We start from the raw sequence: 24,149 nt of genomic DNA on the forward strand, positions 1-24,149 counted from the left end.
TCTGCGCATATGCCATAACAGGGTTCTCTTATTTTTTAAAGAGAACCCTTCCTGCTCATTAGAATGCGTTTACAAGGGGGGAGGGACAGGGAGAAAATATGAAGAGTGAAGCTGGAAAGGTTTATCTGAATATTCTAAAAGAAATCAATCAAATCATGAGCCATGACCAACTTAAGGCCGGAGACAAACTTCCATCAGAAAGGGAGCTGGCTGAGCGTCTCCAGGTAGGGAGGTCATCTGTACGGGAAGCGTTACGGGCTCTTGAACTGCTTGATCTGATAGAGACGCGGAAAGGGGAAGGGACCTTTATTCAGGAGGCGGGCAGCCACCGGCTTGCTGAGATTCTTGCCAGTTTCTTCCTTAAAGATGAGAAAGCAAGACAGGATGTGACAGAAACCCGGAGAATCATTGAAATAGAAGCAGTCAGATTAGGATGTCAAAGAGCGGAAAAGGACCAGCTGGACAAGCTGCAGATGCTTATTCATGAAGCGAGAGATAAGTGGTCAGAAGGAGAAATACCAGTAGAAGAAGATTATCTCTTTCATAAAACGTTAGTCCAGTCCAGTCAAAATATACTGCTTTATAATATATGGCGCCCGTTGGTCGAATACGCTAAGATTGCTTTAAAGGACTCGCTTGCCAGAGAAGGAAGAACCGGTTTTTCTATTAAAGAGCATGAGACTATATACGAAGCCTTGCTCGCCGGAGAGGAAGAAAAAGCAGTCTCCTCTTTAAAACATCATTTGGAAAACAGCCGTTTTTAAGAATTACGTTAGGCTTTTTTTGTTTAATTTACTGGACTGATTCCGGCAGATGACCTTGAATTCATTAATGGGAAAATGTATGATGAAACAAATTTCTGGAAAAATTAGTTAGGTAGATGATGCGGCCGGCAGAGGTCCGCATGGACGTTTTTAAAATGAGGTGAAAGTGTGATAAGAGATTTATTTTCTAAGAAAAAAAAATATGCAACTATTCCTTCTGAACAAGCGAAACAGGAAGTACCGGAAGGATTAATGACTAAATGTCCCCAATGTAAATCCATTATGTATATAAAGGAATTAAGAAAAAACCAGATGGTGTGTGATCAGTGCGGCTATCACCACAGAGTGACTTCTTCTGAAAGAATAGCAATAACTCTCGATGAAGGGAGTTTTGAAGAATTTGATGCTGAGATGATTTCAAAAGATCCTCTTCAGTTTCCCGAGTATGCCGATAAATCAGCAAAGGACAGGGAAAAGACAGGTCTGAATGAAGCCATCATAACGGGTAAAGGAACAATTGAAGGAATGGGAGTAGTCATAGGTGTGATGGACCCCAGATTTCGAATGGGAAGTATGGGCTCCGTTGTAGGCGAAAAAATGTCCCGGGCGATTCAGCGGGCGGTTGATGAGAGAAAGCCGTTTATTATGTTTGCTGCTTCAGGCGGCGCGAGGATGCAGGAAGGAGTTTTCAGCCTCATGCAGATGGCTAAAACAAGTACCGCATTAAACCGCCTCCACGAAGAAGGATTATTATTTATAAGTGTAATGACGCACCCTACGACAGGAGGGGTGTCTGCCAGCTTTGCCTCACTTGGGGATATTAATTTAGCAGAGCCTCAAGCGTTAATAGGGTTTGCTGGAAGGAGAATTATTGAGCAGACAATCCGCCAAAAGCTTCCTGATGACTTTCAGACTGCTGAATTTCTGCTGAAACATGGCCAGCTCGATCAGGTGGTGGCCCGTAAAGAAATGAAAAAAACGCTGCAAAACATCATAGATATTCACAGGCCGGCTCACACGGGTATAAAGGAGGACTGAGAGAGATGGCTGAACAATTGCCTTTTGAAAAACCAATTATAGAACTTAGAAATAAAATCTCGGAGTTGAAAACTTTTACGCTGGAAAAAGAAATTGATCTGTCAGGTGAAATTGAAAAGCTGGAGACCAGACTCGAACAGCTGGAAGAAGATATTTACGGCAATATGGGCGGCTGGGAGCGAGTGCAAATTGCCCGCCACAGTCAAAGGCCTACTACAATGGATTATATAGAAAGAATTTTCACAAATTTCATGGAACTTCATGGTGACCGCTTTTACGGAGATGATGAAGCCATTGTGGGAGGGATCGCCAAATTTGAAGGGGAGCCCGTAACAGTTATTGGCCATCAGCGCGGAAAAGGCACGAAAGAAAATTTAAGAAGAAATTTCGGAATGCCGCACCCTGAAGGCTACCGTAAAGCTTTAAGACTAATGAAACAGGCAGAAAAATTTAAAAGGCCTGTTATTTGCTTCATTGATACAAAAGGAGCTTATCCTGGTCAGTCGGCTGAAGAAAGAGGACAAAGTGAAGCGATCGCCAAAAACCTGATTTCTATGGCAGGATTAAAAACTCCTATTATATGTATTGTAATAGGTGAAGGAGGCAGTGGCGGAGCCTTGGCACTTGGCGTGGGAGACAGAATTTATATGCTTGAAAATTCCACTTACTCTGTCATTTCTCCTGAGGGGGCTGCTGCTTTGCTGTGGAAAGACTCAGGCCAGGCAAAACGTGCAGCTGAAACGATGAAAATTACCGCACCTGATTTAAAAGAGCTTAACCTTATAGATGATGTTATTCCTGAAATTCGCGGCGGCGCCCATCGTAATGTCGATACTCAAGCTGGATATATCCGGCAAACCTTAAAAACGGCGCTGCTGGAGATGTCAAAATATGACTCTGGCGAACTTGTGAACAAACGTTACGAAAAATTTAATAATATTGGCGAATTTGACCATGTAAACGGTGTCATGCCTGCGGAATAAGACATAAGCTTTCTCTGATTAGGGAAAGCCTTTTTGTATGAAGTCTGATCTCTATTGTGTTTAATAAATGAAAGTGTTATTTTAAACACATATTAAATAACAGATGCTGAAACCAGAGGTGAATAAGACTATGAAACGAATTGGTGTATTAACAAGCGGTGGTGACTCACCGGGGATGAATGCAGCCATACGTGCTGTTGTTAGAAAAGCGATTTTCCATGGCGTGGAAGTTTACGGTATTTATCAAGGGTATGCCGGGTTAATCAGCGGTGATATTAAAAAACTTGAACTGGGTTCTGTAGGCGATATTATCCATCGCGGCGGAACTATACTTTATACTGCACGCTGTGAAGAATTTAAGACACCGGAAGGTCAACAGAAAGGTGTAGACCAGTTAAAAAAGTTTGGGATTGAAGGGCTTGTAGTCATTGGCGGAGACGGTTCTTTCAAAGGAGCCCAGAAACTGGCTGAACAAGGTATTCCAGCCATTGGGATCCCTGGAACAATTGACAATGATATTGCAGGGACTGACTACACGATAGGTTTCGATACAGCACTGAATACAGTGATTGAGGCAATCGATAAAATCCGCGATACAGCAACCTCCCATGAGCGGACGTATGTCATTGAAGTCATGGGGCGTGATGCAGGGGACCTCGCTCTTTGGGCAGGACTCGCTGACGGAGCAGAAACAATTATGGTTCCTGAAGTCGATGAGGATATGGATGTTATTATAAAACGTCTGAAACGAGGACACGATAGAGGAAAGAAACACAGCATCATTGTAGTTGCAGAAGGGGCCGGCTCCGGTGTTGAAATAGGTAAAGAAATTCAGCAGAAGACGGATCTGGAAACACGTGTAACTGTGTTGGGCCATATTCAGCGGGGAGGCAGTCCAACCGCACAGGATCGGGTACTCGCAAGCCGGCTTGGTGCTTTGTCCATTGAACTTCTTCTTGACGGCGATGCCGGAAAAATGGTAGGGATTGAGAACAATGAACTTGTAGCACACAAGTTTGAAGATGCCTTAGCAAAGGAACATTTTCTTGATGAGAAAATGTACAAACTTTCCAAGGAATTATCAATATAGTAATTAATGCTCCCATAGAGAGTTTTCTCTCTAGAATTTAAGCGTTGGCTGGGACAACTAGTTTGTCCTGGTTTTCGTGTGGGAAAAAGAGAAGTGAATCAAATTAGGACCGTAAAATAAGAGGAGGATAAAGTAATGAGAAAAACCAAAATTGTATGTACGATAGGCCCAGCAAGTGAATCGAAGGACAAATTAACGGATATTATTAAAGCCGGTATGAATGTGGCCCGCCTTAACTTTTCACATGGCGATTATGAAGAGCACGGAGCGCGAATTGAAACTATTCGTGAAGCAGCTAAAGAAACAGGAGAAAACGTTGCTCTTCTACTGGATACTAAAGGTCCGGAAATCCGTACGCAGACACTTGAAGGCGGAGAAGCAGAGCTGGAACAGGGCAGCACGGTACGAGTCTCTATGACAGAAGTTACAGGAAATAAAGATGTTATTTCAGTTACTTATCCTGGCTTAATTAATGACGTTCACGTCGGTTCTTTCCTTCTTTTAGATGACGGTTTAATTGAGCTGAAAGTAACAGAAATTAAAGAAAACGAACTTATCACTGAAGTAGTGAACAGTGGGGTACTGAAAAATAAAAAAGGCGTTAACGTACCAAATGTCAGTGTTAACCTGCCGGGTATTACAGAAAAAGATGCGAATGATATTATTTTCGGTATTGAACAGGATGTGGATTTCATTGCTGCCTCTTTTGTACGCCGGGCTTCAGATGTATTGGAAATTCGCGAACTGCTAGAAAAGCATGATGCGGGGCATATTCAAATTATCCCTAAAATCGAAAACCAGGAAGGTGTCGACAATATTGATGAGATTTTGGAAGTTTCTGATGGTTTAATGGTAGCCCGAGGAGACTTGGGAGTGGAAATTCCAGCAGAGGACGTACCTCTTGTCCAAAAAGTGCTAATTAAAAAATGCAACAAGCTGGCTAAACCGGTCATTACTGCGACTCAGATGCTTGATTCTATGCAGCGCAATCCGCGCCCTACCCGTGCGGAAGCCAGTGACGTGGCAAACGCGATTTTTGACGGTACTGATGCGATCATGCTTTCTGGTGAAACAGCAGCAGGAACATATCCTGTAGAGTCTGTTCAAACAATGAATAACATTGCTCTTAAAACTGAAACTGCTTTAAAATATGAGGATATATTGCGTAAACGTTCTAAAGAGAGCGAACATACGGTAACTAACGCAATCAGCCAGTCAGTTACCCATACAGCGCAAAACCTGCGTGCTGCAGCTATTTTAACATCTACTGAAAGCGGGCATACAGCTAGAATGATTTCTAAATACCGCCCGGAATCCAAGATTGTAGCCGTTACAAGCAATGAACGTGTCTCCCGTTCGTTGGCACTTGTATGGGGCGTTCATTCTCAAGTTGGTCCTACAGTCGAATCTACCGATGAAATGCTTCAATTGTCAGTGGATGAATCCCTTAAAACAGGCCTCGTAAAAAATGGTGACCTTGTTGTTATTACGGCTGGTGTACCTGTTGGAGAGAAAGGCACGACAAACTTAATGAAAGTGCATGTGATCGGCGAAGTAGCAGCTAAAGGCCAGGGGATCGGCCGTAAATCTGCTAAAGGAAATGTGGTAGTGGCTAAAACAGGAGATGAGGCTCTATCTAAGACAAAAGAAGGGGATATTATTGTCATCACAAATACTGACCGTGACATGATGGACGCCTTTGAAAAAGCTTCAGCGGTCATCACTGAGCAGGGCGGTTTAACATCCCACGCAGCGGTAGTAGGCCTTAACCTTGGCATCCCTGTTATAGTAGGTGTTGAGAATGCAACATCTATATTCAGTGACGGCGATGAAATTACAGTAGACAGCCAGCACGGAAAGATTTACAAAGGACAAGCAAGTATTTTATAATAAGGTACAGAAAGAGAAGGGATACTCTCCCTTCTCTTTTTAAATAAGAGTTAAGCTTTAGAAATGTTTATAGGGGCGGGATTTCAGCGGAGCGCGCGAGAGCGTACGATTCAAAGAGCTTAACGAGAGGAAGAATGAAAATGGGAAAACTTTTCTTACTTTTATTAATTGTTGTTCCTGCAATGGAAATAGGTGTGTTAATACTATCTGGTAATACGATAGGTATTCCGATAACCATATTACTGATTATTCTTACAGGTGTCCTCGGTGCAGCCCTTGCAAAAAAAGAAGGATTAAATGCCATCAGGACTGCTCAGTTGCAAGCTTCGCAGGGACAAGTCCCAAGCGGAGTTCTTTTGGACGGTATTTGTATTTTAGTCGGCGGAGTGGTTTTGCTGACGCCTGGTTTTATTACAGACGCCTTGGGCTTCTTTCTGTTAATTCCCCAGACAAGGGCTGTATTTAAAGGTTTCCTGCAGAAAATTTTCAAAAAAGCTGTTCAATCCGGCAGCTTCGTGTATGTGTCAAATAACCGGTGGAACAGAAAACCATAAAGGATATCTTGAGAATGTCACAAAGTCTGCTTTTGTGACATTCTCTTTTTTTAATCAGATTCTATTCATTGACGATTTCTATGCCTGTAGTGCAGATCATTGCCGAGAGGCTACCAGTCCATTTATTTCTCAATAAAAGTTTTAATTTCTCCTGCGATATTCGCTCTGTTTAATGATTGGATAAAAATTAAAATAAATGGTCCTATTAAAACGCCGCCGAAACCGAATATCTGATAGCATGCGAAAATGGTGAACAGCATGACAAGAGCCGGCACCCCCATATGATGGGAGACTATTTTAGGTTCGGAAATCTGCCTTTGAAGGACCACCACTCCATATAGCACAGACAGGCCAATGGTCATATGCCACACTTCATTAAGAAATGAATATATAATCCAAGGAAGGAACACCAGACCTGTTCCGGCATAAGGCAAAATATCAACTGCAGCAATAAGGAGAGCGGCCGTGAATGCGTAGTCTACCTTCAATATGAGAAGTCCGGCAAATACAATAACCCCTGTTATTACCACCAAAGTCAATTGTGCCATAAGATAATTCCCAAGCGCCGATTTCCATTCTTCTTTGATTCTGACTATAAAGTGGATAACATGCTGAGGGACATGGTTAGTTATTCCCATGACCAGTTTTGGCCAGTCTTTCGTTATAAAAAAGGAGGCAAGTAACGAAAAAAGAATCATAGTCAGTGCGTGGGGGAAAGCGACGAGAATATCCCGAAGCTGGTTAAGAATCAGCTGAAGAATAGTTCCAACCTGATTCCCTGCCTCAGTTAACAGCTGTTCAAATGACTGGTCAACAGCCACTGCAGACTCGTTCCCAAGTTTTGAGGTGAATCGGGTGATTTCAGATATTAAGGGAAAAACATATTGATTAATCCACCCATGAAAAGTGTGAATAATTTCTTCCACATATCCCGGTAAAACCGTCGTCAGGTAAGACAATCCGTGAATGAGTTCTGCAACCAGGAAAGTAATTAAAGTCATCAGTAAAAGAATAAACATGCTGATCACAGTAAAAGTAGCTGCGGAGCGGTTCCAGCGCCAACGATTTTCCAAATAATTCACAAACGGTAAAAACATAAAGGAAAACAGTACAGCTAAAATAAAGGGATAAAAATAAACAACAGATATATAGGCCAGTATAATAAATAATGTAAACAGTATTAACAGTAAAAAGAGGCGTTTCCAGACTTTAAGAGAAATATCGTTGTTCATACCTTTAATCACCTGCCGTTTTCAATTCTTATAAGAATGTATGCATGTCCCCTTTATTTATGAAGGGGCTTTGAGGCTGGAGGATTTGAGGGGAAAAGCCATTGTGTTAAAATAACACAGGTATGGATTCATAGAGAGAGGGAGAAAACAAATGGCAAATTCTACGATTTTTATGCTTATCCTTTTAGCGGTAGGAATATTCGCTAAAAACCAGTCATTGCTGATTGCGGTGATATTTCTGCTTGTTGTCAAGTGGGGTGGATTAGGGGATAAAATACTGCCTTTTGCCCAGCAAAAAGGCATTCAAATCGGAGTGACTATTATTACAATTGCTGTCCTGGTTCCGATTGTGACAGGAGAAATAGGTTTTAAGGATCTTCAGGAGGCTTTAAAATCTTCCTATGCCTGGATTGCTCTTGCATCTGGTATTTTTGTAGCAGTGATAGCAGCAAACGGGATAGAATTATTACAGAATGATCCGCACATCACTGTTGCACTCGTTTTTGGAACAATTCTTGCCGTAGCCGTATTTAACGGAGTCGCAGTTGGGCCGTTAATTGGCGCAGGTATAGCTTACATGGCTATGAGAGCAGCGGAACTTTTATCCTCCATCGGAGGATGAATTTTCCACACGGGATAATATTCTGATTAGTTTAAATTATAGGATAACTCTGAATCTTGATTTGTTTTAAAAATTTTAAGTTCACAAAAATGTGAAAAATGGTATAATGATAAACGAATGATACCAACTACATAGAGAAACCTGCATAGTCTTGATGAGTAAGGTTTTTTTCGTAACCGCTTTCTCTTAAACTATAATGGTCTCGTTTGTTAAACAGAGAGCAAGTTTATAAGAAGGTATTTCAGGAAAATAAATTGACAAGGAATGGTTATTCGAGTGATGGCTCATTCAGTTTCTAAGCGGTTACCGCACTTCAGAAAGACCTTGGTATCCGGGCTGATCCATTTAGAAAGCCCAATTTTTTGGTAAAGGAGAGGTAGCATGAGTACAACTAAAGGTTTAGAAGGTGTGGTTGCGACAACATCAAGTGTCAGTTCCATAATTGATGGGGTTTTAACTTATCATGGATACGATATTGATGATCTCGCCGACCACGCGAGTTTTGAGGAAGTTATATATCTCCTTTGGAATAACAAGCTTCCTGCAAAAGAAGAGCTTAATACTTTTAGGAAAGAGCTGGCCGCGGCTGCTAAAGTTCCTGATGCTGTTTTGGATCAAATGAGAACGTATCCGATAGACAAAGTGCACCCTATGGCTGCACTTAGAACAGCCGTTTCCAATCTGGCTCTTTTTGATGAGGAAGCTGATGAGCAGGATGAAGAAGCTAACCGCAGGAAAGCTTTAAAGCTTCAGGCTCAACTGCCTACTCTGGTGACGGCTTTTTCCCGTATCCGTAATGGAAAAGACCCGGTAGCACCAAAGGAAGAATTAAGTTTCGCTGCAAATTTTCTTTATATGTTAAATGGAGAAGAGCCTGACGAAACTTCTGAAAAAGCTTTTAACAAAGCCCTCGTTTTGCACGCCGACCATGAATTGAATGCGTCAACTTTTACTGCCAGGGTATGTGTGGCTACGTTATCCGACATGTATTCAGGTGTCACAGCTGCGATAGGGGCGTTGAAAGGCCCTCTTCACGGAGGGGCAAATGAGCGGGTTATGGGCATGCTTTCAGAAATAGGAGAGGTTGATAAAGCGGAATCCTATATTAAAGATGCTTTAGCAAGAAAAGTAAAAATTATGGGCTTTGGACACCGCGTGTACAAAGATGGGGATCCGAGGGCAAAACACCTCAAAGAAATGTCCAGGCAATTAACAGAAGTGACAGGCGAATCGAAATGGTATGATATGAGTGTGAAAATCGATGAGATTGTTACAAATGAAAAAGGACTTCTTCCAAACGTTGATTTTTATTCTGCTTCTGTTTACCACAGTCTGGGGATTGAGCATGATATATTTACGCCTATTTTTGCGGTGAGCCGTATTTCCGGCTGGATTGCCCATATTCTTGAACAGTTTGAAAACAACCGTCTCATTAGACCGCGTGCTGAGTATACGGGACCGGATCACCAAGAATGGGTACCATTGGAAAAAAGATAAATTTTATGAGAGAGTAAAGGGAGGAGATATTCTCCTCTCTTAAAAATACTCTTTTTTTAAGAGAGGCCGGCTCAAAACCGGCTGAGACTGACAGGCCATTTATTACTCTGTCAGCACTACTAAATTACATACAATTCTGAGGAGGTATTTTTTTATGTCAGGTCAAAAAATTACAGTAAATAACGGTGTATTAGATGTACCAAACGAACCGGTGATTCCTTATATTGAAGGTGACGGAATCGGCCCGGATATCTGGAAAGCCGCTTCCAGGGTAATTGAGGCTGCCGTGGATAAAGCTTATAATGGAGAGAAAAAAATTCACTGGAAAGAAGTACTGGCAGGGGAAAAAGCTCATGATAAAACTGGAGAGTGGCTACCTGAAGAGACACTTGATACGATTCGGGAATATATTATCGCTATAAAAGGTCCTTTGACAACACCAATTGGCGGCGGTTTCCGTTCATTAAACGTGGCTTTACGCCAGGAACTTGACCTTTATACATGCCTTCGTCCTGTCCGCTGGTTTGAAGGAGTGCCATCACCTGTTAAACGCCCACAGGATACAGACATGGTTATTTTCCGTGAAAATTCAGAAGACATTTATGCAGGAATTGAATACCAGAAAGGTACAGAGGATGTTAAAAAGCTGATTAACTTCTTGCAGGACGAAATGGGCGCTACAAAAATCCGTTTCCCTGAAACATCCGGTATTGGTATTAAACCTGTTTCCGAAGAAGGAACTCACCGCCTTGTAAGAGCGGCTATTCAATATGCACTTGATGAAGGGCGGAAGAGTGTCACTCTCGTTCATAAAGGGAACATTATGAAATTTACAGAAGGTGCTTTTAAGAACTGGGGTTATGAATTAGCTGAAAAAGAATTCGGCGATAAAGTATTTACCTGGGCTGAATACGATCGTATCGTAGAAGAAAAAGGTAAAGAAGCAGCAAACGAAGCGCAATCAAAAGCAGAAGCGGAAGGAAAAATTATTATTAAAGACTCTATTGCTGATATTTTCCTTCAGCAGATTCTTACCCGTCCAAAAGAGTTCGATGTAGTGGCTACGATGAACTTGAACGGGGATTACGTTTCCGATGCTCTTGCAGCTCAAGTAGGCGGGATCGGTATCGCCCCTGGTGCTAACATCAACTATGCTTCCGGACACGCTATTTTTGAAGCTACCCATGGAACAGCTCCTAAATATGCAGGCCAGGATAAAGTAAACCCTTCATCTGTCCTTCTTTCAGGAGTGCTTATGCTCCGTCACCTAGGCTGGGGAGAAGCGGCTGATAGGATAGAAAATTCAATGGACAAAACCATTGGAGGCAAGACAGTAACTTATGACTTTGCCAGGCTGATGGATGGGGCTACAGAAGTAAAATGTTCTGAATTTGGGGACGCGCTCATCAATAACCTTTAATAACTGGCACATACACCAGAAACACGAATACGTTTATTCATATCTTACGGAGGGGTGCGATATAAATGGCTATTAAACGAAGAAAAATCAGTGTGGTCGGCGGGGGATTTACCGGTACAACAACTGCATTAATGGCGGCTCAGAAAGAACTTGGGGATGTCGTGCTGGTCGATATTCCTAAAATGGAAGATCCTACTAAAGGAAAAGCTCTGGACATGCTTGAGGCAAGCCCTGTCCAAGGCTTTGATTCCAAAATAACGGGAACGTCCGATTATAGGGATACAGCTGAATCAGATATTGTGGTGATTACCGCAGGTATTCCAAGAAAACCGGGAATGAGCCGTGATGACCTTGTAAGTACTAATGCAGGAATTATGAAGAGTGTGACTAAAGAAATTGTTAAATATTCGCCTGATTGCTTCATTCTGGTACTTACAAACCCTGTAGATGCAATGACGTATTCGGTATTTCAAGAATCCGGTTTCCCTAAAAACCGGGTGATCGGACAGTCAGGTGTGTTAGATACAGCCAGGTTTAATACGTTTGTAGCCGAAGAATTAAATATATCTGTTGAAGATGTGACCGGATTTGTTCTAGGCGGCCATGGCGATGACATGGTGCCGATGCTCCGCTACAGTTTTGCAGGCGGCATTCCACTTCAGAAATTAATTTCTGAAGAAAGATTAGCCGCTATTGTGGAACGAACTCGCAAAGGAGGAGGCGAAATCGTTAACCTCCTTGGAACGGGAAGTGCCTATTACGCTCCGGCAGCCTCTCTGGTCAAAATGATGGAAGCTATTTTGAAGGACAAGAAGCGCATCCTGCCTTCAATAGCTTACCTTGAGGGAGAGTACGGTTATGAAGATATCTACCTTGGCGTTCCGACTATATTAGGCGGAAACGGAATTGAAAAAATCTTCGAACTGGATCTTAATGAGGAAGAAAAAGAAGCCCTTAATAAATCGGCTGAATCAGTAAAAGAGGTTATGAAATTAGTAAAGTAACCGGAATATCAGGAGAAGCCCTTGTACAGGAGGGTTTCTCCCTATTTTTTAACCATTATGTAAACGCTTTCTACAATTGATTTATCAGAGAGGTGAAGAGATATGTTTACTAAAAAAAGAAAAATAGGCCGTACAATCAGCCAGCTGAAACCAGGAGACGAATACAATTCTGAGAAAAAAGTTGAAGATAAAGACATCCTTCTCTACCTCGGCTTTACAAATGATGCTAATCCGGTCTATATCCAGCACGATTACGCATCGCGAACACCTTTCCAGAAGCCGATTGTTCCTCACATAATGTTAAACGGGTATATCTCTTCAGCAGTCTCTATGCACTTACCTGGCCCTGGAAGTGTTATTTTAGACCAGAACCTGTCCTTTCCGAAGCCTTTGTACCATTACGGAACGTTGAAATTAAAATTAACTCTGGAAAAAATAGAACAAAAAGAACACCGGGTTTCTATCTCTGTTCACGGTCGTGATGAGTATGACGACACCGTGGTGAAAGGGTCTCTGACCGTTTGCCCTCCTTATCCATGGAAGCCGGTTACACACGATACAGGCACGTTTGAAAATTTCTGATTCTATTGCCCAGTTCCTTAGAGGTAGGGACAAAAGAATAGTTATCATAAAGAAAGCCGAACAAAATTTTTGAATTTTGTTCGGCTGTTCTTTTTGAGAAAAGGAGTTATTTTAGTCCGCCAGGCGGACGCTTGCCCAGGGGCTTGTCTTCAGCTAAATTCAACTCAGCCTGGAGCTTCGTTGAATTGGATCTTCAGACTGCGCTTAATCCCTGTGGCGTCACCGCCTTCTGTCCTTCAATTAAAAAAATCAGAGGCTATTTAATAATAGGTAAAACTAAAAGTAACCCACCTTTTGAAAAATGTCTCATAATAATTATTGTTCGTCTTTTACAAACATGTTTTTAGTTTTGTCCCAGCCTCTTTCTGCCCTTCTTAAAGTTAAAAAATGGCACAGTCAGACGTCAAGGAATGATCAATCGATACACTGTTCTTACCGGCACTCAGGCGGAATAGCGCTTTGTGAAAAAAAATGAAATATAGTATGATAAATAAAAACAGTCACAAATAAAAAGCTTTGAAGATTTCAGGGGGTCAAAGCAGTCCAGGAGGAAAATAATGCAGAAAATACTAATTGTAGATGACGAAGAATCTATCTTAACGTTGCTGCAATTTAATTTGGAGCAAGGCGGGTTTAAAGTAACTGAAGCCATGGATGGTAAGCAGGCTTTGGAAAAAGCAATGAAAGAAGAATTTGACCTTATTATATTAGACCTTATGCTGCCTGAAATGGACGGCCTGGAAGTCTGCAAAGCACTCCGCCAAAATAAAATATTAACTCCTATTCTTATGCTTACTGCAAAAGATGATGAGTTTGATAAGGTGCTTGGTTTAGAACTGGGAGCAGATGACTACTTAACTAAACCTTTTAGTCCGAGAGAAGTAGTGGCAAGAGTAAGGGCTATTTTAAGACGCTCTCACAAACCTGCTGAAAGACCGGAGGCTGAGAGGAAAACAACTAAAGTTACTATTGGAGATGTAGAGGTTTTTCCGGAAAATTATGAAGTGTTTTTACGCGGTGAAGCTTTGGAACTGACTCCTAAAGAGTTTGAGCTGCTGGTATATTTAACAAATAACAAAGGCAGAGTATTGACCCGGGATCAGTTGCTTAACGCTGTCTGGAATTACGAATTTGTAGGAGATACAAGAATTGTAGATGTGCATATCAGCCATCTGAGAGAAAAGATTGAGCCGAATACCAAAAAGCCCGTTTATATTAAAACAATCCGTGGACTGGGGTACAAACTGGAGACCCCGGTAACTCATGAATAGTTACCGCTTCAGATTAATCTTTCCACTATCATTAATCATACTTGTTGTTTTGGGCGCACTCGGTGCTGTACTGGGCCCTTTCTTTAAAGAGTTTTATCATGACCGTATGTATGACAGGGTGGAAAAGGAAGCCGCTTTAATTTCTTACCATTTACAGGAAGTGACTGTCAGTGATCAAGCTTACTTGCAGGAAATTATCGGTGAGATGTCAGACAGGCTTGATGTCAGGATAACTGTTATCACGTATGACGGGGAAGTAATAGGGGAGTCTCATGAGGATCCTGCCTTAATGGATAACCATCTTAACAGGCCTGAAATACAGTCGGCTATCAGCGGGGAAACCGGACGGGAAGTCAGGTACAGTCAAACGGTGGAAGAAGATTTGTTATATTTTGCGTCTCCATTAGAATTAGATGATGAGATAGAAGGGTTTCTTCGTTTAGGCTTGGAAATGGATGAACTGAACTCCGTTTACCAGAATATATGGACACTCATTTTCGTGTCGTTTTTTATTGCATTCTTAGTTATTCTTATGCTGACAACCAAACTTACTAATCAGATGGTAAGGCCGGTTGAAGATGCAAGAAGGGTCGCAAACGAACTGGCAAAAGGCAACTTTTCTGCGAGAACGTTTGAAGGGGCTGACCTGGAAACAGGTGAACTGAACAGATCAATAAATGTCCTGGCTGAAAATCTGGATCAAGTAACCAAAACTTATGAAATTCAGCAGGAGCGGCTTGAAACCCTTATCGAAAACATGGGGAGCGGGCTCATTCTGATTAACTCCAAAGGGGATATTACCCTCGTCAATCGTTCATGCAAGGAAATATTTGATGAGGATACAGACAATTGGAAAAACCAGCTCTATTATAAAGCGATCAAGCATAAACAAATAATTAAATTTATTCAGGAAATTTTTCTTACAGAAAAAAGGACCCGCACCCAGCTGAAACTGTCAATAGGCATCTACAGAAGACATGTGGACGTTCATGGGGCGCCAATCATTGGTACTGATGAAAAGTTAAAAGGAATAGTCGTTGTTTTCCATGACATAACGGAACTTAAAAAGCTGGAGCAGGCCAGGAAAGATTTTGTAGCCAATGTGTCTCATGAACTTAAGACCCCTGTGACATCGCTAAAAGGGTTTACTGAAACCCTCCTTGACGGTGCAATGGAGGATGACCAGTTAAGAAGACGGTTTTTAACTATTATTTCGAAAGAATCCTCACGTCTCGAAGGACTTATAAATGACCTTCTGGAGCTGTCCAGAATTGAAGGCTCCAAGTTCCAGCTTAACTGGGAACAGGTAAATATTGAGGCGCTGGCAGATGAGGTTTTCCTTATTCTGGATGAAAAAGCATCCGCAAAAAAAATGAAACTGGACAAAAAAATATCAGGTTCTTCAACCATTGAGGGGGACCCTCACAGACTCAAACAAATACTAATTAATCTAATAAACAACGCCATTGTTTATACTCCCGAAGAAGGGACTATAACGGTGAGGGTTAAAGAACAAGCTGAAACGGTTCTTGTAGAAGTAGAGGATACAGGGATAGGAATAAACAAGAAAGAAGTACCGCGGATCTTTGAACGCTTTTACCGCGTGGACAGGGCAAGAAGCAGAAATTCAGGGGGAACCGGATTAGGCCTGGCTATTGTAAAACACCTGGCGGAAGCTCACCATGCTAAAGTGACGGTTGAGAGTGAACCTGGGAAAGGAACTGTTTTCCGGCTTATGTTTTATAAAGAACGAAAAACAGTCTGAACTTTTTTGAGTGACACTGCTCAATAGCCTTCAGGCTTTTCGCAGAAGGGGCCCGGTTTAAATCAGACGCCGTGCTTCTTAACGAATAATTTACAATTCCTTTATAAGGCGTTAATAATTAACCGGTATATTAACAGTGTGAACTGTTTTTATATGTGGAACCATACATGGTTCCACGTCCGAAGGTTCCTTCGGAAGAACGAAAGTTTCCCCTTGAGCTTTCGTTCTTTTTTATTTGAGGAAACGATGGAAAGGGCGAAGTCGCCGATAGAATTGGATTTTCGCTGATAGAACTCGAATTTCGCTGATAGAACCTAAATTCCCGCCGGTAGAACTCAAATTTCACCGCTAGCTCCCCTCTTCCGCTGATGTGCCCCCTGTTTTTGCTGACAGGACGGCCTGCCCCGGAAGCAAAGGGAGATGATGCAGGGAGCATAACTATAAATTTTAGCAGAGTGACCCTTAATAAAGGTCTAAAAGTCAAAAGTAAACGACTGCCGCCAAGACCTGGAGGTAGCCGTTTTTTCTAATTCTTATTGATTCGTGATAAAATGACGGTATCATAAATAAATCGAGGTGTTGGATGTGAAGAAACTCGTCCTGGTAGACGGAAACAGTATTGCATATCGCGCATTTTTTGCACTTCCTCTTTTGAATAATGAAAAAGGGGTCTATACAAATGCCGTGTACGGTTTTACGACTATGATTATGAAAATTTTAGAAGATGAAAAACCCTCTCATATGCTTGTAGCTTTTGATGCAGGTAAAACCACTTTTAGACATGAAACGTATAAAGAATATAAAGGGAAACGCGAAAAAACACCTCCGGAGCTTGCGGAGCAGCTCCCGGTTATGAGGGATTTGCTGAAAGCTTTTAACATTCGCTATTTTGAAGTAGAGAACTATGAAGCGGATGACATTATTGGAACTCTTTCAACTCGTGCCCAACAGGAAAACAAGGATTGGGACATAAAAATATATACGGGCGATAAAGATTTACTCCAGCTTGTTACTGATAAAGTTCACGTGGCGCTGACTAAAAAAGGAATTACAAATGTCGATACATATGACTTGAACATGGTGGACGAGAAATACGGAATTAAGCCGGAGCAAATTATCGATATGAAGGGTCTGATGGGGGACAGTTCTGATAATATACCAGGCGTACCGGGTGTCGGCGAAAAAACGGCCTTAAAACTGCTCAAGCAGTACGGAACAGTAGACGGAGTATATGAGGCGTTGGAAGAAGTGTCAGGGAAAAAATTAAAGGAAAGACTCGAGGAGAATAAAGACCAGGCTTTTATGAGCAAAAAACTGGCGGAAATTTTTCGTGAAGCGCCGGTTGATGTAGCATTCGATGATTTGAAAATGGGGGATCCCCTCTATGATAAACTGACTGATCTGTTCAAAGAGCTGGAGTTCGCTTCTTTAATGGACAGAATTGGAGCAGATGACGCGGAAGAACAGGAAGAGATAGAAGCCCTGGAAATCCAGACAGTGACAGAAGTGACAGAAGATATACTTTTGTCCCCTTCTGCTGTAGTGATCGAAGTGCTTGCTGAAAATTATCATAATGCGGAAATAACCGGTGTGTCAATTTCCAATAAAACAGGGAACTATTATATTCCTACGGCAACAGCTTTAGAAAGTCATGTTTTTAAAAAATGGGCCGCAGATGAGAACAGGAAAAAATATATATTTAATGCTAAACGTGCCGTTGTCGCTCTCGGCTGGCAGGATATTATGCTCGACGGCATCTCTTTTGATGTCCAAATTGCCTCCTACTTGATTGATCCTTCCGCAGGTTCGCACGAAATGGCTGATATCGCCATAAGGAAGCAAAGCTTAAAAGTCAGAAAAGATGAAGCTGTCTATGGAAAAGGAAAAAAACGCCAGGTGCCGTCAGAAGAGGAATTGGCTCAGCACCTTGGCCGTAAAGCAGCAGCTGTATTGGATCTTAAAGATGAGCTGGAAGGTGAACTGGAAGAAAACAGCCAGCTTGAACTTTTTGTTAATTTGGAAATGCCATTGTCAGTGATCTTAGGCAGGATGGAAATGTGCGGTGTGGCGGTTGATAAAGAAGAGCTGGAAAAAATGGGAGAAACTATTGTAGTCCGGCTGGAGGAGATGGAAAAGCAAATTCACGAGCTTGCCGGGACTTCCTTTAATATCAATTCTCCTAAACAATTGGGAGACGTTTTGTTTGAGAAACTGAATTTACCTGTGATCAAGAAAACAAAAACAGGTTATTCAACTTCAGCTGATGTACTTGAAAAGCTGAAGGATTCCCATGAAATCATTCCTCACATTCTGCATTACCGGCAGTTAGGGAAGCTTAACTCGACTTATATAGAGGGCCTATTGAAAGTCATTCACAAGAAGACAGGGAAGATCCATACCATTTTTAACCAGGCCATTACTCAAACTGGCCGTTTAAGTTCAACTGAACCTAACTTGCAAAACATTCCTATCCGTCTGGAAGAGGGCCGTAAAATCAGGCACGCCTTTATACCTGAAAATGAAAATTCTTATATCCTGGCAGCAGATTACTCACAGATTGAGTTACGCGTGCTGGCTCATATCTCACAGGATAACAATTTAATCCAGGCCTTCAATGAGGGAATGGATGTTCATACAAAAACGGCGATGGATGTTTTCGGTGTGGAAAAAAGTGAGGTCACAGCCGATATGAGAAGAACAGCTAAGGCTGTGAATTTCGGAATAGTTTACGGCATCAGTGATTACGGATTATCTCAAAGTTTAGGAATCAGCCGTAAAGAAGCCAAAATCTTTATTGAAAGATATCTGGACAGCTATCAGGGCGTTAAAAACTATATGGATGGTATTATCGAAGATGCAAGAGAAAAAGGGTTTGTGACGACTCTCCTGAACAGAAGACGTTATTTGCCTGAATTGACAAGCAAAAATTTTAATCAGAGGACTTTCGGGGAAAGAACAGCTATGAATACACCAATCCAGGGAAGTGCAGCTGATATTATCAAAAAAGCAATGGTAGAGATGGCTGAATTTCTGGAAGAAGAGAAGATGGAGTCGAGGCTCCTTCTGCAGGTGCACGATGAACTGATTTTTGAAGTACCCGAAAATGAATTAGATAAAATGAAAAAAGCGGTGCCGGAAGTGATGGCGAATGCTGTTAATCTTGAGGTTCCGCTTGAAGCGGATGTATCATTCGGAAAAACATGGTACGACGCAAAGTAAGTTATAAGAAGTTAAAGGTAAGCAGGTGATCAAGTATGCCGGAACTGCCGGAAGTAGAAACAGTAAAAAGAACGTTAGGCGAGTTGATAACGGATGAAACAATTGAAAAGGTGACCGTCACTTGGCCTAAAATGGTTAAAGTACCAGACGATGTTCAGCAGTTTTCATCCTTCCTTGAAGGGCAGACGTTCAGGTCCATAAACAGAAGAGGGAAATTCCTCATTATTTATTTAGACGACTACGCTCTTGTATCGCACCTTCGCATGGAAGGCCGGTATGGAATATTTAATGCTGATGAGGAAGTGTCTCCCCATACCCACGTCAGGTTTCTTTTAAAAAGCGGGAAAGAACTAAGGTATACAGATGTCCGTAAATTCGGTACGATGCACCTTTTTCCTGCAGGCACAGAAAAAGACAATCGGCCTTTATCAGCTCTCGGTCCTGAACCTTTAGAAGCGTCTTTTACGGCTGAAGTGCTGCATAAACGTTTAAGTAAGACTACCCGTGCAGTAAAAACGGCTTTACTCGACCAGGCTGTTATTGCGGGGTTAGGAAATATATACGTCGATGAAGCATTATTCGAAGCGGGTGTGCATCCTGAGAAACAGGCCGGTTTATTAACCTCCGCTGAGATTGAAAGACTCCACCGCAGTATAAAACGGACGTTAAGCGAGGCTGTGGAGGCTGGCGGTTCATCGATCAAGTCATATGTCAACGGTCAAGGCGAGATGGGAATGTTCCAGCAGAAATTAGTCATATACGGGAGGAAAGGTGAGCCGTGCCGCACCTGCGGGGAAAGCATTATCCGCACAGTAGTAGGCGGCAGAGGGACCCATACGTGTCCCCGTTGCCAGGTGAAATAAAAGAATAATTTTAAGAACCAACGTACTTTGGATGGGCTCCTGCCATATAATAACTTAGCAATATGAGGAAGGAGTTCATCCAAAATGACCGGATCCCTATCATTATTCTTGCTGGCTTTTGCTGTCAGCTTAGACAGTTTTGGAGTCGGAGTCACATATGGTCTAAGAAAAATGAGGATGCCTTTTTTATCAATATTATTTATTATGCTGTGTTCCGGCGGGGCGGTTTTATTAGCAATGTGGATTGGAGGAGGGATCGCGTCCTTCCTGTCTCCGGAATTTGCAGAAACCCTGGGAGGCGTTCTGTTAATATTGATTGGTTTATATGCTTTGTATCAGGCTTTTAAACAATCCCCGAAGAAACAGAGAATAAAAGAGGGAATGCTGATGAATTTCGAGCTGAAAAGGCTGGGGATTGTCATCAACGTGCTGAAAAAACCGATGGAAGCTGATTTGGACGATTCCGGTTCAATAACCGGTCCTGAAGCATTTCTTTTAGGGGCAGCTTTGTCACTGGACGCTTTCGGGGCAGGCATGGGTGCTGCTTTACTTGGGGTCTCCCCCTGGTTTTTAGCAATCAGCGTCGCTCTTTCATGCGGGATGTTTTTAACATTAGGAAAGATAAGCGGCGAACGTTTATCACAGTCTGAGAAGCTGAACCGGCTCTCATTTTTGCCTGGTATTTTACTTATTTTGATCGGACTCTGGCAAATTTAATCCTTAAAGGAGGCCATTTTGTGATATTAGGATTAACAGGAGGCATTGCTACTGGAAAAAGCACTGTCTCTGACATTTTTAGAAACGAAGGAATTCCCGTGATAGATGCAGATATAGCGGCAAGGGAAGCAGTTGAGCCGGGGGAAAAAGCCTATCAGGATATAATTAACCACTTCGGGCTCTCCATTTTAAATGAGGACGGTACAATCAACAGAGAAAAATTAGGGAGAATTGTTTTTAATAATGAGAAAGAGCGTAAAGTTTTAAACGGAATTGTTCATCCAGCTGTCAGACAAAAAATGAAGAAAGAGGCGGAATGCTGCAAAGAAAACGGGCACTCTTTAGTTGTAATGGATATTCCTCTCCTGATTGAAAGCGATCTTTTCCACATGGTTGATGACGTCCTGGTTGTTTATGTGCCTGAAAATATTCAGCTTGAACGGTTAATGGAGAGAAATTCATATTCCAAAGAAGAAGCACTCAAGCGGATAAATGCTCAACTTCCAATTGAAAAAAAGAGATCATACGCTTCCTATGTTATAGATAATTCAGGCAGCCGAGAAGAAACTCGACAGCAAGTTAAAAGACTCCTTAAAAAGTTTAGGAACAATTAGTATAACCTTTTTAATTCAGACTCGGTGACGGATCGCCGGGTCTTTTTTTGTACTTTGGAAAGTGAATTTTAAAGCCATAAAGCTCATACTTGCTAGGCTTAAGTCTTTTGGATTTTAGTGTAAATAACTCATACTAAAAAAATCCAGAATAGTTTTTAACAAAAAGCCCCTCTTTATTCATATAATATGTTATACTAATTTTCGATTAGTTAATAATTAATGTGACATATATACTTGGAGGGATGCTTAATGACTCGTGTAGCAATTAATGGGTTTGGCAGAATCGGACGGATGGTTTTCAGAAAATGTGTGAATGATAAAGACATTGAAGTCGCAGCAATTAATGCGAGTTATCCCGCTGAAACCCTTGCTCATCTGATTAAATACGATACTGTACATGGAACTTTTGATAAAAGTGTTACAGCAGAAGACGGAGCTTTATTAGTTGATGGCCGAAGAATTGAGTTATGTTCTAGCAGGGATCCTGAACAACTTCCTTGGAAAGAACTGAATATTGACATTGTTGTTGAAGCAACAGGGAAGTTTACCTCGAAAGAAGACGCTTCCCTTCATCTGAAGGCAGGAGCTCAAAAAGTAGTTATTACTGCACCGGGCAAAAATGAAGATGTCACACTTGTTTATGGAGTAAATGAAGAGATCTATGATCCTGAGTCTCATCACATTATCTCTAATGCCTCTTGTACGACTAATTGCCTCGCTCCGGTAGCAAAAGTACTTCACGATACCTTTACTGTCCAGTCCGGAGTAATGACTACCGTGCATTCATATACAAATGACCAGAAAAATATTGACAATCCTCATAAAGATTTACGGAGGGCAAGAGCATGCGGACAGTCTATTATTCCAACGACTACAGGGGCTGCAAAAGCAATTGGAAAAGTACTTCCTGATTTGAAAGGGAAGCTGCACGGCATGGCATTAAGAGTACCGACACCAAATGTGTCACTCGTTGACCTTGTGGTAAATATTGAGGAAGAGACTTCTGCAGAAGAAGTAAATGCCGTACTGAGGCATGCGGCCAGCCAGTCTATGAAGGGCATAATAGAGTATACTGACGAACCTCTTGTGTCTACAGATTTTAATGGAAACGCACATTCTTCAATTATTGATGGTCTCTCTACAATGGTTGTGGATGGCAGACAAATTAAAGTCTTAGCCTGGTACGATAATGAATGGGGTTATTCATGCCGTGTTGTAGACTTAGTAAAGTATGCTGCCGAACGGCTGCCGGTAAAAACTGAAGTGCATGCGTCCTGAAATGACGCCAGTCAGGTGTATATAATTCCAGAAGCAGCAGTGGGATTATCCGGCCTTAATAAATCCCCTGTAAAAAGTTTAATACCTGCGGATGAAAAGTGATTGCAAAGTGATACTAAACAAAGTATACTAATTTCCGTGATTAAGCTTTTAAGAAGAATCAGTCATTACTAAAAGGGTCAGATCTCTCTGGAATAACTTTCCCCCGGTAACCGGGATTCTTCCTGTAAAAAGCATTAGTTAATAAAGGGGGAATACATTTATGGAAACAATGGGACGTCATATTATCGCAGAACTTTGGGGCTGCAATTCAGATAAATTGAACAACATGGCCTTCATAGAGCAGTTATTTGTCAAAGCTGCTCTGCAGGCAGGGGCAGAAATCAGGGAAGTGGCATTTCACAAATTCGCCCCGCAAGGAGTAAGCGGAGTTGTGATTATCAGCGAATCCCATCTCACTATCCACAGTTTTCCAGAGCACGGGTATGCCAGCATAGACGTTTATACATGCGGAGACCGGATTGATCCGGCGAGTGCAGCAAATTATATTGCAGAAGCTTTAATGGCTGAAACGTCTGAAATTGTTGAAGTACCCCGGGGAATGGGACCTGTAAAGCTTAAGGAGAAAAACACGGCAGGAGCCGCTTCATCATAATGGTACAGAACGCTCTTTCCTTATAGGGACGGGCGTTTTTTCTAATTGAACAATTGTTAATTTACTGCTATCCTTAATAGTAATGAGGTGGGATGAGATATGGGATTTAAACAAACTTTAAAAAAAATATTCAGCACCAGCACTGAAACAAGCGAAAAACATTCTAATGAAGATTTACAAACCCATTATTATAAATCAATGAAAGATAAAACGATCCGTGAAGTGGAAACAATGCTTAGAAACCGACAGGGCTTTGACGTCGCTTCTGTTTCTGAAGAGCATGGGGAAATTATAGTTCATGTAAAACATGGAAAAAAAGCATTTCTTGTAGCCACTGTCATTATGGTGAGGCCTTTCCGAACCGCAGTAGACTTTTCTGCATCCACCGAAACAATGCTATTCAGTGATTTTGGATACAGCCGGAAACTAATCATTGAATTATATAAAGAATTAGATAAAAGACTGCAGTTTGTTGGGACAGGTTTAGGGGATGACCTTGTTTAAACCCTCCTGCACTGTAATACCCGATAATATTTTTTACTTATTTCAGGGCAGCCTGTTTCTGTATAACTCCCAGCCCTGAACGAGAGAATGGAGTGAATTCCTGATGATATGTCCAAGCTGTCAGCACAATGGAACAAGGGTTTTGGACTCAAGGCCGAGTGACGAAGGCAGATCCATAAGGCGTCGAAGAGAATGCGACTCGTGCGGCTACCGTTTTACGACCTTTGAAAGAGTAGAAAAAACCCCTCTTATTGTCGTTAAAAAAGACGGAACCCGTGAGGAATTCAGCCGGGAAAAATTGCTTAGGGGATTAATTCGCGCTTGTGAAAAACGCCCTGTTCCGTTAGAGAAACTGGAAAACATTACAGATGATGTTGAAAAGGACATTCGCAACCAGGGGCTGGCAGAAGTGAGCAGTGACCATATTGGCGAAAAAGTTATGGAATCGCTGGCTGTAATAGATGATGTGGCTTATGTCAGGTTTGCTTCTGTATACCGGCAATTTAAAGATATTAATGTATTTATAGATGAATTAAAAGAGCTCATAAAAAGAGAAAATAATAATTAACAGAGATAAATGGAGCCTA

At 41.8% G+C, this 24,149-nt stretch carries 22 protein-coding genes; 21 read left to right on the forward strand and 1 reads right to left on the reverse strand.

Translation table 11 applies throughout. The features are described from left to right. Window positions 1-98: 98 nt before the first annotated feature. The 6 genes from K8O68_RS13125 to K8O68_RS13150 all read left to right on the forward strand — a co-directional run bounded on the left by K8O68_RS13125 (window position 99) and on the right by K8O68_RS13150 (window position 6,319). Window positions 99-764, forward strand: coding sequence for a FadR/GntR family transcriptional regulator (locus K8O68_RS13125; RefSeq protein ID WP_230897329.1), 666 nt, complete (start codon window positions 99-101; stop codon window positions 762-764). Window positions 765-932: 168 nt separating this feature from the next. Continuing rightward, window positions 933-1,802, forward strand: coding sequence for an acetyl-CoA carboxylase, carboxyltransferase subunit beta (gene accD, locus K8O68_RS13130; RefSeq protein WP_230897330.1), 870 nt, complete (start codon window positions 933-935; stop codon window positions 1,800-1,802). A 5-nt stretch (window positions 1,803-1,807) separates the two neighbouring features. Beyond that, window positions 1,808-2,785 carry an acetyl-CoA carboxylase carboxyl transferase subunit alpha gene (gene accA, locus K8O68_RS13135; protein WP_230897331.1) on the forward strand — a complete coding sequence of 326 codons (978 nt, stop codon included), beginning with the start codon at window positions 1,808-1,810 and terminating at the stop codon, window positions 2,783-2,785. Window positions 2,786-2,915: 130 nt separating this feature from the next. Next, a complete protein-coding gene (gene pfkA, locus K8O68_RS13140; protein WP_230897332.1) occupies window positions 2,916-3,875 on the forward strand; it encodes a 6-phosphofructokinase in 960 nt (319 codons plus the stop codon). A gap of 135 nt (window positions 3,876-4,010) precedes the next feature. After that, a complete protein-coding gene (gene pyk / locus K8O68_RS13145; protein ID WP_230897333.1) occupies window positions 4,011-5,765 on the forward strand; it encodes a pyruvate kinase in 1,755 nt (584 codons plus the stop codon). 140 nt (window positions 5,766-5,905) lie between these two features. After that, on the forward strand, window positions 5,906-6,319 hold the full coding sequence (locus tag K8O68_RS13150) for an FxsA family protein (RefSeq protein WP_230897334.1): 414 nt from the start codon (window positions 5,906-5,908) through the stop codon (window positions 6,317-6,319). A 122-nt stretch (window positions 6,320-6,441) separates the two neighbouring features. On the opposite strand, the gene ytvI is transcribed toward K8O68_RS13150, so the two are convergent. Next, window positions 6,442-7,551, reverse strand: coding sequence for a sporulation integral membrane protein YtvI (gene ytvI / locus K8O68_RS13155; protein ID WP_230897335.1), 1,110 nt, complete (start codon window positions 7,549-7,551; stop codon window positions 6,442-6,444). A gap of 151 nt (window positions 7,552-7,702) precedes the next feature. On the opposite strand from ytvI, the gene K8O68_RS13160 reads away from it, so the two are divergent. From K8O68_RS13160 to nrdR, 15 genes are all read left to right on the forward strand, one after another. After that, a complete protein-coding gene (locus tag K8O68_RS13160; RefSeq protein ID WP_230897336.1) occupies window positions 7,703-8,173 on the forward strand; it encodes a DUF441 domain-containing protein in 471 nt (156 codons plus the stop codon). A 381-nt stretch (window positions 8,174-8,554) separates the two neighbouring features. After that, the gene (gene citZ, locus K8O68_RS13165; RefSeq protein ID WP_230897337.1) at window positions 8,555-9,670 is read left to right on the forward strand and encodes a citrate synthase; all 1,116 of its coding nucleotides are present in this window, start codon (window positions 8,555-8,557) and stop codon (window positions 9,668-9,670) included. Window positions 9,671-9,824: 154 nt separating this feature from the next. Beyond that, window positions 9,825-11,090, forward strand: coding sequence for an NADP-dependent isocitrate dehydrogenase (gene icd / locus K8O68_RS13170; RefSeq protein ID WP_230897338.1), 1,266 nt, complete (start codon window positions 9,825-9,827; stop codon window positions 11,088-11,090). 65 nt (window positions 11,091-11,155) lie between these two features. Then, window positions 11,156-12,094 (forward strand): malate dehydrogenase, encoded by a 939-nt coding sequence (gene mdh, locus K8O68_RS13175; RefSeq protein ID WP_230897339.1) that lies wholly within the window; start codon window positions 11,156-11,158, stop codon window positions 12,092-12,094. A gap of 102 nt (window positions 12,095-12,196) precedes the next feature. Then, the gene (locus K8O68_RS13180) at window positions 12,197-12,676 is read left to right on the forward strand and encodes a MaoC/PaaZ C-terminal domain-containing protein (RefSeq protein ID WP_230897340.1); all 480 of its coding nucleotides are present in this window, start codon (window positions 12,197-12,199) and stop codon (window positions 12,674-12,676) included. A gap of 554 nt (window positions 12,677-13,230) precedes the next feature. Then, entirely contained in the window at window positions 13,231-13,947 is a 717-nt protein-coding gene (locus K8O68_RS13185; RefSeq protein WP_230897503.1) for a response regulator transcription factor, read from the forward strand. Beyond that, window positions 13,940-15,712, forward strand: coding sequence for a two-component system histidine kinase PnpS (gene pnpS, locus K8O68_RS13190; RefSeq protein ID WP_230897341.1), 1,773 nt, complete (start codon window positions 13,940-13,942; stop codon window positions 15,710-15,712). The genes K8O68_RS13185 and pnpS overlap by 8 nt, the downstream gene beginning before the upstream one ends. Window positions 15,713-16,288: 576 nt before the next feature. After that, entirely contained in the window at window positions 16,289-18,931 is a 2,643-nt protein-coding gene (gene polA / locus K8O68_RS13195; protein WP_230897342.1) for a DNA polymerase I, read from the forward strand. A 35-nt stretch (window positions 18,932-18,966) separates the two neighbouring features. Continuing rightward, window positions 18,967-19,794 (forward strand): DNA-formamidopyrimidine glycosylase, encoded by an 828-nt coding sequence (gene mutM, locus K8O68_RS13200; RefSeq protein ID WP_230897343.1) that lies wholly within the window; start codon window positions 18,967-18,969, stop codon window positions 19,792-19,794. 84 nt (window positions 19,795-19,878) lie between these two features. Continuing rightward, on the forward strand, window positions 19,879-20,511 hold the full coding sequence (gene ytaF / locus K8O68_RS13205) for a sporulation membrane protein YtaF (protein ID WP_230897344.1): 633 nt from the start codon (window positions 19,879-19,881) through the stop codon (window positions 20,509-20,511). Between the two features lie 20 nt (window positions 20,512-20,531). Further along, a complete protein-coding gene (coaE, locus tag K8O68_RS13210) occupies window positions 20,532-21,125 on the forward strand; it encodes a dephospho-CoA kinase (RefSeq protein ID WP_230897345.1) in 594 nt (197 codons plus the stop codon). A 249-nt stretch (window positions 21,126-21,374) separates the two neighbouring features. Continuing rightward, window positions 21,375-22,403 (forward strand): glyceraldehyde-3-phosphate dehydrogenase, encoded by a 1,029-nt coding sequence (locus K8O68_RS13215; protein WP_230897346.1) that lies wholly within the window; start codon window positions 21,375-21,377, stop codon window positions 22,401-22,403. 262 nt (window positions 22,404-22,665) lie between these two features. Then, window positions 22,666-23,058: an adenosylmethionine decarboxylase gene (gene speD / locus K8O68_RS13220; protein ID WP_230897347.1), complete on the forward strand. Its 393-nt coding sequence runs from the start codon at window positions 22,666-22,668 to the stop codon at window positions 23,056-23,058. 99 nt (window positions 23,059-23,157) lie between these two features. Then, on the forward strand, window positions 23,158-23,562 hold the full coding sequence (locus K8O68_RS13225) for a DUF1499 domain-containing protein (protein WP_093049537.1): 405 nt from the start codon (window positions 23,158-23,160) through the stop codon (window positions 23,560-23,562). 103 nt (window positions 23,563-23,665) lie between these two features. Continuing rightward, entirely contained in the window at window positions 23,666-24,130 is a 465-nt protein-coding gene (gene nrdR, locus K8O68_RS13230) for a transcriptional regulator NrdR (protein WP_230897348.1), read from the forward strand. Window positions 24,131-24,149: the final 19 nt, after the last annotated feature.

The sequence above is a fragment of the Salipaludibacillus sp. CUR1 genome (genome assembly GCF_021028955.1).
Taxonomy (GTDB): domain Bacteria; phylum Bacillota; class Bacilli; order Bacillales; family Salisediminibacteriaceae; genus Salipaludibacillus.

What these genes read in the sequence shown, in the direction of transcription:
- K8O68_RS13125 (WP_230897329.1), top strand. Translation starts at nt 99, where the DNA reads ATGAAGAGTGAAGCTGGAAAGGTTTATCTGAATATTCTAAAAGAAATC.
- accA (WP_230897331.1), top strand. Translation starts at nt 1,808, where the DNA reads ATGGCTGAACAATTGCCTTTTGAAAAACCAATTATAGAACTTAGAAAT.
- pfkA (WP_230897332.1), top strand. Translation starts at nt 2,916, where the DNA reads ATGAAACGAATTGGTGTATTAACAAGCGGTGGTGACTCACCGGGGATG.
- pyk (WP_230897333.1), top strand. Translation starts at nt 4,011, where the DNA reads ATGAGAAAAACCAAAATTGTATGTACGATAGGCCCAGCAAGTGAATCG.
- K8O68_RS13150 (WP_230897334.1), top strand. Translation starts at nt 5,906, where the DNA reads ATGGGAAAACTTTTCTTACTTTTATTAATTGTTGTTCCTGCAATGGAA.
- ytvI (WP_230897335.1), bottom strand. Translation starts at nt 7,551, where the DNA reads ATGAACAACGATATTTCTCTTAAAGTCTGGAAACGCCTCTTTTTACTG.
- K8O68_RS13160 (WP_230897336.1), top strand. Translation starts at nt 7,703, where the DNA reads ATGGCAAATTCTACGATTTTTATGCTTATCCTTTTAGCGGTAGGAATA.
- citZ (WP_230897337.1), top strand. Translation starts at nt 8,555, where the DNA reads ATGAGTACAACTAAAGGTTTAGAAGGTGTGGTTGCGACAACATCAAGT.
- icd (WP_230897338.1), top strand. Translation starts at nt 9,825, where the DNA reads ATGTCAGGTCAAAAAATTACAGTAAATAACGGTGTATTAGATGTACCA.
- mdh (WP_230897339.1), top strand. Translation starts at nt 11,156, where the DNA reads ATGGCTATTAAACGAAGAAAAATCAGTGTGGTCGGCGGGGGATTTACC.
- K8O68_RS13180 (WP_230897340.1), top strand. Translation starts at nt 12,197, where the DNA reads ATGTTTACTAAAAAAAGAAAAATAGGCCGTACAATCAGCCAGCTGAAA.
- pnpS (WP_230897341.1), top strand. Translation starts at nt 13,940, where the DNA reads ATGAATAGTTACCGCTTCAGATTAATCTTTCCACTATCATTAATCATA.
- mutM (WP_230897343.1), top strand. Translation starts at nt 18,967, where the DNA reads ATGCCGGAACTGCCGGAAGTAGAAACAGTAAAAAGAACGTTAGGCGAG.
- ytaF (WP_230897344.1), top strand. Translation starts at nt 19,879, where the DNA reads ATGACCGGATCCCTATCATTATTCTTGCTGGCTTTTGCTGTCAGCTTA.
- K8O68_RS13215 (WP_230897346.1), top strand. Translation starts at nt 21,375, where the DNA reads ATGACTCGTGTAGCAATTAATGGGTTTGGCAGAATCGGACGGATGGTT.
- speD (WP_230897347.1), top strand. Translation starts at nt 22,666, where the DNA reads ATGGAAACAATGGGACGTCATATTATCGCAGAACTTTGGGGCTGCAAT.
- K8O68_RS13225 (WP_093049537.1), top strand. Translation starts at nt 23,158, where the DNA reads ATGGGATTTAAACAAACTTTAAAAAAAATATTCAGCACCAGCACTGAA.
- nrdR (WP_230897348.1), top strand. Translation starts at nt 23,666, where the DNA reads ATGATATGTCCAAGCTGTCAGCACAATGGAACAAGGGTTTTGGACTCA.